12 protein-coding genes are annotated in these 11,860 nt (G+C 68.0%); 8 read left to right on the top strand and 4 right to left on the bottom strand.

Annotated elements, in window-relative coordinates:
- The 7 genes from melA (at nt 1) to OSC27_RS12580 (ending at nt 7,065) form a co-directional block, all read left to right on the top strand.
- Entirely contained in the window at nt 1–1,308 is a 1,308-nt protein-coding gene (gene melA, locus OSC27_RS12550; RefSeq protein ID WP_267181813.1) for an alpha-galactosidase, read from the top strand.
- 116 nt (nt 1,309–1,424) lie between these two features.
- On the top strand, nt 1,425–2,306 hold the full coding sequence (locus tag OSC27_RS12555) for an SIS domain-containing protein (protein WP_267181814.1): 882 nt from the start codon (nt 1,425–1,427) through the stop codon (nt 2,304–2,306).
- A gap of 34 nt (nt 2,307–2,340) precedes the next feature.
- Entirely contained in the window at nt 2,341–3,672 is a 1,332-nt protein-coding gene (locus tag OSC27_RS12560) for an ABC transporter substrate-binding protein (RefSeq protein ID WP_267181815.1), read from the top strand.
- A gap of 3 nt (nt 3,673–3,675) precedes the next feature.
- Entirely contained in the window at nt 3,676–4,638 is a 963-nt protein-coding gene (locus tag OSC27_RS12565) for a carbohydrate ABC transporter permease (protein ID WP_267181816.1), read from the top strand.
- Nucleotides 4,638–5,531: a carbohydrate ABC transporter permease gene (locus OSC27_RS12570; protein WP_267181817.1), complete on the top strand. Its 894-nt coding sequence runs from the start codon at nt 4,638–4,640 to the stop codon at nt 5,529–5,531. Before OSC27_RS12565 ends, OSC27_RS12570 begins: the two co-directional genes overlap by 1 nt.
- Before the next feature lie 148 nt (nt 5,532–5,679).
- Nucleotides 5,680–6,357 carry a hypothetical protein gene (locus OSC27_RS12575; protein WP_267181818.1) on the top strand — a complete coding sequence of 226 codons (678 nt, stop codon included), beginning with the start codon at nt 5,680–5,682 and terminating at the stop codon, nt 6,355–6,357.
- Between the two features lie 294 nt (nt 6,358–6,651).
- Nucleotides 6,652–7,065 carry a hypothetical protein gene (locus OSC27_RS12580; RefSeq protein ID WP_267181819.1) on the top strand — a complete coding sequence of 138 codons (414 nt, stop codon included), beginning with the start codon at nt 6,652–6,654 and terminating at the stop codon, nt 7,063–7,065.
- Nucleotides 7,066–7,154: 89 nt separating this feature from the next.
- Here OSC27_RS12580 and OSC27_RS12585 read toward each other — a convergent pair whose 3' ends face one another.
- The 3 genes from OSC27_RS12585 to OSC27_RS12595 all read right to left on the bottom strand — a co-directional run bounded on the left by OSC27_RS12585 (nt 7,155) and on the right by OSC27_RS12595 (nt 9,645).
- Nucleotides 7,155–7,892 (bottom strand): glutamine amidotransferase, encoded by a 738-nt coding sequence (locus OSC27_RS12585; RefSeq protein ID WP_267181820.1) that lies wholly within the window; start codon nt 7,890–7,892, stop codon nt 7,155–7,157.
- 85 nt (nt 7,893–7,977) lie between these two features.
- On the bottom strand, nt 7,978–8,817 hold the full coding sequence (locus tag OSC27_RS12590; protein WP_267181821.1) for a glucose 1-dehydrogenase: 840 nt from the start codon (nt 8,815–8,817) through the stop codon (nt 7,978–7,980).
- A 27-nt stretch (nt 8,818–8,844) separates the two neighbouring features.
- Entirely contained in the window at nt 8,845–9,645 is an 801-nt protein-coding gene (locus tag OSC27_RS12595; protein WP_267181822.1) for an SDR family NAD(P)-dependent oxidoreductase, read from the bottom strand.
- Nucleotides 9,646–9,806: 161 nt separating this feature from the next.
- Here OSC27_RS12595 and OSC27_RS12600 point away from each other — a divergent pair, with 161 nt between their 5' ends.
- Nucleotides 9,807–10,778: a DNA topoisomerase IB gene (locus OSC27_RS12600; RefSeq protein ID WP_267181823.1), complete on the top strand. Its 972-nt coding sequence runs from the start codon at nt 9,807–9,809 to the stop codon at nt 10,776–10,778.
- Nucleotides 10,779–10,789: 11 nt separating this feature from the next.
- Here OSC27_RS12600 and OSC27_RS12605 read toward each other — a convergent pair whose 3' ends face one another.
- Nucleotides 10,790–11,818, bottom strand: coding sequence for a Ku protein (locus tag OSC27_RS12605; RefSeq protein ID WP_267181824.1), 1,029 nt, complete (start codon nt 11,816–11,818; stop codon nt 10,790–10,792).
- Nucleotides 11,819–11,860 lie beyond the last annotated feature (42 nt).

The following is an 11,860-nucleotide window of genomic DNA, read 5'->3' on the forward strand; positions in this document are numbered from 1 at the left end:
ATGCCTCAGATTGTCTTTCTCGGCGCGGGAAGCGTCGTCTTCACCCGCCAGTTGCTCTCAGACCTCTTCCGTTTCGACGACCTGCCCGACCTGCGCATCGTTCTGCACGACATCAATCCCGAGCGCCTCGACGTCGCTCACGCGACCGCAGACCAGCTGGTCTCCCGCTTCGGCCGCACAGCCGAGATCGTGGCAACGCTCGATCGCCGCGACGCCCTCACCGGCGCCGACTTCGTCATCAACATGATCCAGGTGGGCGGAATCGATGCCACTCGCGTCGACCTCGAGCTGCCCGCGGCGGCCGGGCTGCGCCAGACGATCGGCGACACCACCGGCGTCGGCGGCGTGTTCCGCGCCCTGCGTACGTTCCCCGTGCTCTCGGCCATCGCATCCGATATGCGCGAACTCTGCCCCGACGCCTGGTTCCTCAATTACACCAACCCCATGGCAATGAACGTGTGGTGGATGTCGCAGGTCGCCCCCGAGCTGAAGGTCGTCGGCCTCTGCCACAGCGTCTACTGGACCGTGCACGACCTGTGCGAGCTGATCGGCGTGCCGATGGAAGGCACGCACTACCGCGCGGCCGGTGTGAACCATCAGGCGTGGCTGACCGAGTTGTCGCGCGATGGCAAGGATCTCTACCCGAAGCTGCGCGCGGCGATCGAGGCCGACCCCGAGCTGCGCCGGCGCGTGCGCGTGGAGATCTTCAGCCGCATCGGCTTCTACCCCACCGAGACGAGCGAACACTCTTCCGAGTACCTGCCGTGGTTCCTGCACTCAGACGAGCAGATTGAGCGATACCGCCTGCGGCCGCTCGAGTACATCGGCATCTCGGAGGAGAACGTGGCCGAGTTCGAGCACGCGAAGGCGACGCTCGCGGCCGGCGGTGAGCTCGAGCTCGAGGAGGGCGCTGCGGAGTACGCGCCCCAGGTGATCCATTCGATCCTGACCGGCACCGAGCGGGTCATCCATGCCAACGTCGTGAACCGTGGGCTCATCGGCAACCTGCCAGAGGGCGCGGTCGTCGAGGTGCCGGCTCGCGTTGACAGCGAGGGCGTGCATCCGCTGCCCTTCGGCGATGTGCCGACCCAGGGCGCAGCGCTGAACCGCAGCTACCTCTCGGTCGCCGAGCTCACGATCGAGGCCGCGCGCACGGGCAATCCCGAGCGGGTGCGGCAGGCGGTGCTCGCCGACCCCAACGCCGCCTCGTCGCTCACCCCCGAGCAGATCTGGGCGCTGTGCGACGACATGACGGCCGCGCACGCGGACCTGCTGCCGGTGTCACTCGGTGGACGCCTCGAGCAGTAGCCGATCAGCCAGAGTGAGCGAACCGCGCAGTTCTCTTGTCAAACGCTCACACCTGCGCCAATGATGAGTCATTACCAACCGTGCATCCGCACTTCTTCTGCCAGGGAGCAACGACCGTGTCACTGACATCCGACGAAATCACCAGCCAGCCCGGGATCTGGCGCGAGGCACTGGCGAGCCATCGCGGCCGCGCGGCAGACCTGCTGCGGATGCCGGGCGCGCGCGTCCTCGTGCTCGGCTGCGGCACCTCCGCCTTCGTCGCGGAGTCGTTCGCCGCTCTTCGCGAGAGCGCGGGCCTCGGAGTGACGGATGCCGCATACGCATCGGAGCCGTGGCCCTGGCGCGACTACGACGCCGTCATTGCGCTCAGCCGCTCCGGCACCACGACCGAGGTGATCGCCGCCCTCGACGCACTGCCGAAGGGCGTGCGCACGATTGCCGTCACGGGTGTCCCCGATTCGCCGGTCGCCGACCGCGTCGACGACGTGCTGCTGCTGGACTTCGCCGACGAGAAGTCGGTGGTGCAGACGCGGTTCCCCACCACGTTCCTGCTGCTTGCGCGTGCCGCCTTCGGTGAGGATGTCGACGACCTGCCCGACCGCGCCGAGCGTGCGCTGGGCGAGCCGCTCGGCATCGACACCGCGGCGTACTCGCACTTCGTCTACCTCGGCACAGGGTGGACCTACGGGCTCGCCCAGGAGGCAGCGCTGAAGATCCGCGAGGCGGCGCAGGCGTGGGCCGAGTCGTACCCGCTGCTCGACTACCGGCACGGCCCGCTCGCCGTCGCCGACGAGCGATCGCTCGTCTGGATGATCGGCCGCACCGAGCAGACCCTCATCGACGACGTCGAGCGTGTGGGCGCCACCGTCATCGCGCGCGGTGACGACCCGCTGATCGAGCTCGCGAACGCCCAGCGTCTGGCGGTCGACATTGCCGCACACCGCGGGCTCAACCCCGACGAGCCGCGAAACCTGACACGATCCATCGTTCTCAGCTGAGAGGCGACGGCACGCACCACGAGAGGAACCAATGATGATTACTCCAGGAAACACAGCACGGCGAGGCCGGCTCGCGCTCCGCGTGGCCGGGCTCGCAACAGCAGCGACCGTCGCCATCACGCTGGCCGGCTGCAGCGGATCGCAGGGCGCCTCGATGCTCGACACCAAGGCGAAGGTCACGATCCAGGTGTGGACGGGCCAGGCGGACCAGGCCGAGAACATCATCGAGAAGCTCGGCAAGGAGTTCGAGAAGGATCACCCGAACGTGAAGATCGACATGTCGCCCGGAGCGTCGTCGACCGACCAGTTGCTGCAGAAGCTCTCGGCCGGGTTCGCCGGCGACCAGTACCCCGACGTGTCGTACGCGTTCGGTTCATGGGCGGGCCAGCTCGAGGCATCCGGCCGCACGCTCGACATCTCGGACAAGATCAAGAACTCCGACGTGAAGTGGGATGAGTTCACCGAGGCCGCGAAGGAGACCGCTCAGCCGTCGGGCAAGAAGGTCATCGGATTCCCGGCCGTCGTCGACAACATCGGCCTCATGTACAACAAGACGCTGTTCGACCGCGCCGGCATCGCCTATCCCACGAACGACTGGAGCTGGGACGACTTCCGGGCCGCGGCCAAGAAGCTGACCGACTCGGCCAACCACATCTACGGCTACGGCTACTCGGTCTCGGGCAGTGAGGAGACCACCTGGCAGTTCTGGCCGCACCTGTGGCAGAACGGTGGCTCGATCGTGAACGACGATCAGACGAAGGCCGAGTTCGCCTCAGACGCAGGTGTGAAGGCCCTCGAGTTCCTGCGTGGCATGGCCGTCGATGACAAGAGCGTGTTCCTCGACCAGACCGACGAGAAGTTCGGCCAGCTCTTCGTCAGCAACCGCATCGGCATGATCACCTCGGGACCCTGGGAACTCTCCGACCTGAAGACGGGCGGCACGAGCTACGGCGTCGTTCAGCTTCCTGGCGTCGACGGCGACCACCAGACGGTATCCGGCCCGGACATCTGGGCACTCTTCGATCACCACGACAAGAACCGCGCCTACTGGGCCTACCAGTTCGCGAAGTGGCTCACGTCGTCGGCGCAGGATGAGCGCTTCAACGTGGCGCTCGGCAACTTGCCGCTGCGCACGTCCGAGAATTCGTCCGCGGCCGTCGAGAAGGAGACCAGCGAATACCCCGGCTATGAGGTCTTCGTGAAGAACTCGGACAACGTCAAGCACGCCCGGCCGACCACCAAGGGTTACGCGGCGCTCTCTGTCGCGATCGGCAAGGCCATCTCGCACGTGCTTCAGGGCCAGGGCGACCCGAAGTCCGCGCTCGAGCAGGCCGCGAAGACCGCGGACGCCCAGCTCTCGAAGTAGCACATGGACGACACCACCACGCTCCCGGCGGCGCCGGGCAGCACACCGGGCAGCACGCCGGACGCGGCGACCAAGCGTCGCGTTCGGCGTCTGCTCGGCATGAAGTCGGCGGTGACCGGATGGGGATTCGTCGCCCCGGCGACGATCATCATTCTCGGCCTCTCGATCTTCCCGGCGGGCTGGGCGTTCCTGCTGTCGCTGCAGAGCTGGGACGGCTTCAGTGCGGCCACGTTCGTCGGCGGCGCCAACTACGCCGAGCTCATCACCGACGCCGACTTCTGGAACGCGGTGCGAAACACGTTCGGCTACACGGTGCTGTTCGTGCCGGCGTCGGTTCTGCTCGGGCTGTTCCTGGCCGTCGCGCTCAACCGGCGCATCCGGCTCATGGGCTTCTACAGAACGGCCATCTTCGTGCCGTTCGTGGCATCGGCGGCCTCCACCGGCATCCTCTCGACCTACCTTTTCAGCCCGCAGTTCGGGCTCGTCAACAACGTGCTGCGGGTGCTGCACCTGCCGCAGCAGGGCTGGCTCGACGATCCGCACCAGGCGATGCTCGTCATCGCGATCATGTCGCTGTGGGGGTCGGCGGCGTTCACGACCGTGATCTACCTGGCCGCGCTGCAGGACATTCCGACCGAGCTGATCGAGGCGGCGCGCATCGACGGTGCGAGCCCCTGGCAGGCGTTCTGGCGAGTGATCTGGCCGCAGCTTGCGCCCGTGACCATGTTTGTGGCGATCTGGCAGACGATCGAGGCGGTGCAGCTGTTCGACCTCGTTTACACGACGACGCGAGGCGGGCCGCTCGACGCGACCAAGACCATCGTGTACTTCCTCTACGAGAAGGCGTTCCACACGCTGCAGTTCGGGTACGGGTCGGCGGCGGCGTACGCGCTGTTCGCGGTCACCCTCATCATCACCATCGGCGTCGTCGTGTACTCGCGACGGAAAGGTCTGGAGGCCTTCTGATGAGCGCGAACGTTCTGAACGAGGTCGTGACCTCGTCTGAACAGGTCGCGGCGGAGCCGGTCGGCGCGGGCCGTCGTCGACGTCGCCGGCTGAGCGGATGGCACTTCGTGCTTCTGCCCATCGCGATCCTGTTCCTCATCCCGTTTGCGCAGATGGTGCTGGCCTCGTTCTCGCCGGCGAAGGAGCTGGTGGGCTTCCCGCCGCCGTTCATCCCCTCGCACCTGACCGTTGACGGCTACGTCAAGCTCTTCAGCCAGACCGACATTCTGCTGTGGCTCGGCAACACCGTGATCGTCTCGCTCGCAGCGATCGTGTCGAATATCGTGCTGTGCTCACTGGCCGGCTACGGGTTCGCGCGCCTGAAGTTCGCGGGGCGCAACTTCGGGTTCCTCATGATCCTCGCCACCATCATGATCCCGACGCAGCTGCTGATGATCCCGACCTACATTCTGTTCTCGAAGCTCGGCCTGCTGAACGGCCTCGGCGCCGCGATCGTGCCGTGGCTCGCGACCGCGTTCGGCATCTTCCTCATGCGCCAGTTCTTCCTCGCCCTGCCCGCCGAGCTCGAGGAGGCGGGCGCCATCGACGGCTGCAACCGCTGGCAGATCTTCTTCCGCATCGTGCTGCCGCTTGCCCGCCCTGCCCTCGCGACCCTCGCGATCTTCACCCTGCTCGGCGCGTGGAACGACCTGGTCTGGCCCCTCATCGCCATCAACAACCAGCACGCGTTCACACTGCAGCTCGGCATCGCAAACTTCCAGGGCGCGCACCTCACCGACTGGAGCCTCGTCATGGCCGGCAACGTCGTGGCGACCATGCCGCTCATCCTGTTCTTCCTGTTCGCGCAGCGGCAGTTCATCGCGACCATGACGTTCTCGGGGCTCAAGGGCTGAATTCTCAGCGCACACCCTGTCGCGGCGGCCACTCGCTTGCTACCCTCGAACGGGTATGCAGCCCGCCTCTTCCGCACCTCAGCACGGCCGCCGCTCGGCGGGCCGTCGGGTGACGCCACCCGCGGGCGCCCGCGCCTCGGCACCGCGCGTGGCGGCGCTGGCAGGCGACACGAGCCACGCGGTACCGGTGGCGGGCACGCACGCGTCGGCCGCCCAGGCGTCGATTCGGCTGCACCTCGGCATCGGGCTCGCCGCGCTCGCGCTGGTCGCCGGGTTCATCATTGCGCCGACCGGGCCCGCTGAGGCGTCGACCGCGCGGCCTCAGCAGGTGGGGCCGGCGCAGGCGTTCACCGTCGACGCCAACGTGGCCGTCGTGCCCGTCTCGCGAGACGACGTGAGCGCGACCGATGGCGTGCAGGCGCTCGCCGCCAACGCCACGAACGCCGACTGGGCCAAGATGGTGCTCATGTATGGCGGCTGGCCGCAATCGGAGAACAACGTCACCGTCATGCTGCGCTGGATGCGGCAGGAGAACGGCCCGCGCAGCTGGTGGCTGCGCAACAACCCGCTGAACAACGGCTACGGCTCGGGCGGCGGCGGGGGCCTCGGCAGCTACCCGAGCCTTGTCTCGGCTGCGGAGTATGCGGCCGCAAACCTGCATCGCGGTTACCCGGCCATCGTCGCCGGTCTCGCTTCGAGCGCCTCGCCCGATGTCACGGCCAAGGCCATCTGGGCGTCGCCCTGGTCGAGCAGCCACTACGCGAATGGCACGCACTGGAGTTCGGCTCCGGTCGAGATCGTGAAGGCGCCCGCTTCGGCGTGGTGAGGTGATCGGGAACCGGATCCCGATGCGGAATCGGAGTCCGGCTACCGGGCGAAGCCATTCCCGGTAGCCAGAACTCCGTGTCACAGACCCGTCTTCCCGGCACATTGCTGCCTGACTCATACAGTCCAGCGTGCGAACGTTCTGTGCCAGTAGGGTAACCCGTGCGTTCTACCCCGCGCAAGGGGGTCGCGCGCACGCAGACGACATCCGTTGGGCAAGAGAGCAGAAATCAAGAAGCGCCCGCGGCCGCCAAACCGTAGATTGGTCGCAGTTCACACACGGAAAGGGGTCATCGTGGCCAGCACATTCAGCAAAGAGGAACGGGCGGCCATGAAGGCTGCCAACGCCGAGCGCAAGGCAGCGCAGGAAGGTGCGGAGGCGGAGGCCGCGTGCGACGCCGCGATCGACGCGATGACCGGCACCGACAAGGAACTTGCCGAGGGCTTTCACCAGCTGGTCAAAGAGAACACGTCGCTGGCGGCGAAGACCTGGTACGGGATGCCTGCATACGCTGATGCCGACGGCAAGGTTGTCGTCGCCTTCAAGCCCGCGTTGAAGTTCAAGACGCGCTACGCGACCCTCGAGTTTCAGCACGCCGCCCAATTGGACGACGGCAGCCTGTGGCCGGTCGGTTTCGCCCTGACGGCGCTTGGCAGCGCTGAGAAGAAGAGGATCGCGGAGATTCTGAAGGCCGCGGTCGGCCGCTGATCACCGCCGAGCGCCCGCCGCTCGCCGCAGAGCGTCGACGCTGATGCGACCGGCTCCTTCGCGCCTCGTCAGACTCCCCGGCGTGTCGGCTATGGCTTCGCGTAGCGGGCCACAAAGTTCGAGAGGATTCGTGCCGGCCACGTGACCGGCGCGGCTGCCCGTGCGGCGGCGATCACCGCATCCGTCTCGTCTGGGGCGAAGTAGCCGTGATCCCGGTACGCATGCACCCGCGCGATGAGCCCGTCGAGCTCGAGCTCGGGGTGAAACTGGGTGGCGTACACGTTGCGACCCACCCGGAACGCCTGCACCGGGCAGGCTGCGCCGCTCGCGAGCAGCACCGCGTTCGGCGGGGCCGTGCTGCACGCCTCCTTGTGCCCGACGAAGGCATCGAAGGCCGGGGGGATGCCGGCGAAGAGAGGGTCGCTCTGCCCGGCATCCGTCACCGAAATGCGCACCGCACCCACTGCCTCGCCGAAGCGCCGGTCCACGGTGCCGCCCTGGTGCACGCCGAGGGTTCCGATGCCGTAGCAGGCGCCGAGGAACGGCACGTCGCGGGCGACCACCTCGTCGAGCAGCGCCGCCATCTCGCGCTCGACGCGCACGTGAACCGGCGACTTCGTCTCAGCCGGGTCGCTCGTGTTGAGCGGACTGCCGCCCACGAACACGCCCGAGTAGTCGGTCAGCTCGAGCGCCGGCATGGGTTCACGCTCCAGACGGATGCGCCGCAGCTGCCCGCGCTCAAGCCCGGCGAGTCGCAGGAACGCCCCGTACTCGTCGTCGGCGACCGCGTCTTCGTCGCGGGTGGCGAGCAGCAGGAACGGCTTCACGGCACCAGGCTAGCGGGCGGCTGCTCGACCGGCGGGAGCGGAGGTTTCGAGACGCGCCTTCGGCGCTCCGGGGCCAGCGCCGGGCTTACAGAATGGGGCGGCCGCCCGTGACGGCCACGCGGGACCCCGACATGTAGCTGCCGTCGTCCGAGGCGAGCAGCACGTAGGCGGGCGCGAGCTCGGCTGGCTGGCCGGCGCGGCCGAGCGCGGCGTTGTCGCCGAAGTGCTCAACCTTCTTGTCTGGCATGGTCGAGGGGATGAGTGGGGTCCACACCGCACCGGGCGCCACGCTGTTCACGCGGATGCCGCGCTTGCCCAGCAGCTGCGCGAGGCTCGCGCTCAGGTTCGCGATCGCCGCCTTCGTAGCCGCGTAGGGGGCGAGAGTGGGGCTCGGCGAATCCGAATTGATCGACGAGCTGCCGATGATCGACGATCCCGGCTGCATGTGCGGAAGCGCCGCCTTGATGAGCCGGAACATCGCACCGATGTTCACGTCGAACGTGTAGTCCCACTCCTCATCGCTGATCTCCTCGATGGTCTCGTGCGTCATCTGGTACGCCGCGTTGTTGACGAGCACGTCGACGCGCCCGAACTCGCTCACGGCCGTGTCGATGACCTCGCGGCAGTGCTCAGGGCTGGCCAGGTCGCCGGCCACGAGAACCGCCTTGCGCCCCGCCTCGCGAACCCAGCGCGCGGTCTCTTCGGCATCCTCGTCTTCGTTGAGATAGGCGATGAGAACGTCGGCGCCCTCGCGCGCGAACGCGATGGCGACCGCGCGGCCGATGCCGCTGTCGGCGCCCGTGATGACGGCGGCCTTGCCCTCGAGCTTGCCGCTGCCCTTGTAGCTCTCTTCGCCGCAATCGGGAACCGGCGTCATGCGCGACATGTGGCCCGGTGTGTCCTGATGCTGGGGCTGGAATCCCATGATGCGTCCTTTCCTGTAGGTCTTTCGTTAGATCGTCGCGACCGACCCGCCGTCAACTCGGTAGTTCGAACCGACGACGAAGGATGCGCGGTCGGAACAGAGGAACGCGATGACATTCGCGACCTCCTCGGGCGCACCCCGGCGCCCGAGCTCGATGAACGGCCGCTTCTCGGCGAGGAACGACGCGATGGCGCCGTCCAGGTCGGTGCCGAGCTTCTCGGCGCGCTTGTGCATCATGGCGTCGGTCATCGGGGTGTCGATGAACGCGGGCGACACCGCGTTCACGAGCAACCCCTCTGACGCGTATGAGCGCGAGAGGCCCTTCGCCAGCGCGAGGATTCCCGCCTTGGCCGCGCAGTACGGCAGCTCGTCGTCGTACGGCTGCACCGCGTCTTCCGAGGCGAGGAACACCAGCCGGCCCCACCCGCCGCTGCGCAGGTCGTCGAGGAACGCGCGAACGAGTCGTACCGGCCCCAGCAGGTCCACGTCGATGGTGTGGGCCCATCCGCTCTGATCGATCTCATGGAACAGCCCCTGCGCGCCCGTGATGCCCGCCGATTGCACCAGAATGTCGATCTCGCCCACCGCGTTGTGCGTGTGCTCGGCGAGGGCGGCGACCGAGGCCTCGTCGGTGATGTCGGCGGCGAACGCGTGCAGCGAGCCAGGCGGGGCGTCGAGGCGCAGGGCGGCCGCGTCGAGCTTCTCGCGATCGATGTCGGTCATGACCACCGTGGCGCCCTCGGCGAGCAGACGCCGCGCGGTGTGCCAGCCGATGCCGGAGTCGGCGCCGCTCACCAACGCGACGCGCCCGTCGATGCCGAGATCCATGCCGCCGGTCTACCACCGGCGCCCGCGCCATGCCCGGTTTGCTCAGGGCCCGCTCAGGTGGGCAGGCCCGGTGTGGCGACGGTTCGGCGCGCGGCGGTACGGTGCGAGCAGGCGGCCCTTGCGGCTCGTCCACACGCCACCGTGAAGGAAGGGGGCTTGCCGTGACCCGTCTGCGCCGCAGCGACCCTTCCGGCCGCGGTTACCACCGTCTTCGCGCCGGCAGCGGCTTCACCTACCGAGACCCCCAGGGCAACACGGTGACGGATGCCGAGCTGCGCGACCGCTTCGACGCCCTGGTGATCCCGCCCGCCTGGACCGACGTGTGGATCGCCCCGTACCCCAACGGCCACATCCAGGCCGTGGGCATCGACGCCGCCGGGCGCAAGCAGTACCTCTACCACCCGGTGTGGCGCGAGCGGAAGGACCGCGACAAGTTCGATCGGGCGCTCGCGCTCGCCGAGTCGCTGCCGGGAGCGCGCGGGCAGGTCACCCGGGCGCTGCGGCAGCGCGAGGACAAGCGGGCCAGGGCGCTCGCCGCCGCGTTTCGGATGCTCGACACCGGTTCCCTGCGGATCGGCAGCGAGCGCTACGCCGAGACGAACGGCAGCCGGGGCCTTTCGACGCTGCTGTGCACGCACGCTTCGCTGCACGGCAACACCGTGACGCTGCACTTCCCGGCCAAGAGCGGGCAATTGTGGGAGAGCGACATCGTGGATGCCGACCTCGCCGCGTACGTGCGGGGCCGCCTGCGTCGTGGCGGCGACGGCCCGCTGCTGTCGTGGAGCGAGCGGGGGAGGCGGCGCTCGCTCTCGCCGGCGGAGATCAACGCGTTCGTCAAGGAGCGCACGGGCGGGGACTTCACCGCGAAGGATTTCCGCACGCTGCACGGCACGGTCGCCGCCGCCGTCTCGCTCGCCCGCAGCGGGCCGCAGGCGACGAAGAAGGCGCGCACGTCGGCGGTCACCAAGGCCATGCACGACGCCTCTGACGTGCTCGGGAACACGCCGACCATTGCGCGCACGAGCTACGTCGACCCGCGGGTCGTCGACCACTACAACGACGGTGAGACCATCGACCCGCACCGTCTGGACGCAGCGGAAAGCGAGCTGCGCGCCATGCTCGCCGCAGACTGAGGGCCGCCGACCTAGGCGGACTTCTTGGCGGCGGGTTTCTTGGGCGCCGATTTCTTCGCGGTCGGCTTCTTGGCGGTCGGCTTCTTGGCGGCGGCCTTCTTCTTCGGCGCGGGCTTCTTGGCGGCAGGCTTCTTCTTCGGCGCGGGCTTCTTGGCGGCAGGTTTATCGGCGGTGGAGCGCTTGGTGGCGGCGGGATTGCCGCCATCCGCTGTCTTCTTCGCCGTTCGCTTCGAGGCCCCGCCGCCACTCGACGTGCCGCGGTTCTTCTCGACGCTGCGGCGCAGCGCCTCCATGAGGTCGATGACCTCGCCACCCTCGGCCTCCTCGGTCTCTTTGCCGAACGTGGCCTCGGTGTCGACCGCGTCGCCCTGCTCGAGCTTGGCCTCGATCAACTCGCGCAGCTGCTCCTGGTACTCGTCGGTGAACTTCTCGGGCTCGAAATCGCTGGCGAACGACTCGACGAGCGAGCCGGACATCTTCAGCTCCTGCGCCGAGATGCGCACGCTCGTCTCGAGCGAGGGGAAGTCGGCCTCGCGCACCTCGTCGTTCCACAGCAGCGACTGCAGCATGAGCACCTTGCCACGTACACGCAGGGCGCCGAGCCGCGTCTTCTGCCGCAGCGAGAAGTGCACGATGGCGGTGCGGTCGGTCTCCTCGAGGGTGCGGCGCAGCAGCGTGTACGCCTTGGGCGAGCTGGAATCGGGCTCGAGAAAGTAGCTGCGGTCGAACATGATCGGGTCGAGTTGCTCGTTCGGCACGAACTCGACCACCTCGATCTCGCGGCTGCGTTCCTCGGGCAGGGTGCTCAGATCCTCGTCGGTCAGAATGACCGTGCGGTCGTCCTCCTGGTACGCCTTGTCGATGTGCTCGTAGTCGACGACGCGCCCGCAGATCTCGCAGCGGCGTTGATAGCGGATGCGCCCGCCATCCAGGTCGTGCACCTGGTGCAGCGACACATCGTGATCTTCGGTCGCGCTGTAGAGCCGCACCGGCACGTTGACCAGGCCGAACGCGATCGATCCCTTCCAGATAGACCTCATGGCCCCAGTGAACACCCCGCTTGCCTGCACCACCATCTGCAG

Source organism: Microbacterium sp. STN6 (genome assembly GCF_026410545.1).
GTDB lineage: Bacteria > Actinomycetota > Actinomycetes > Actinomycetales > Microbacteriaceae > Root112D2.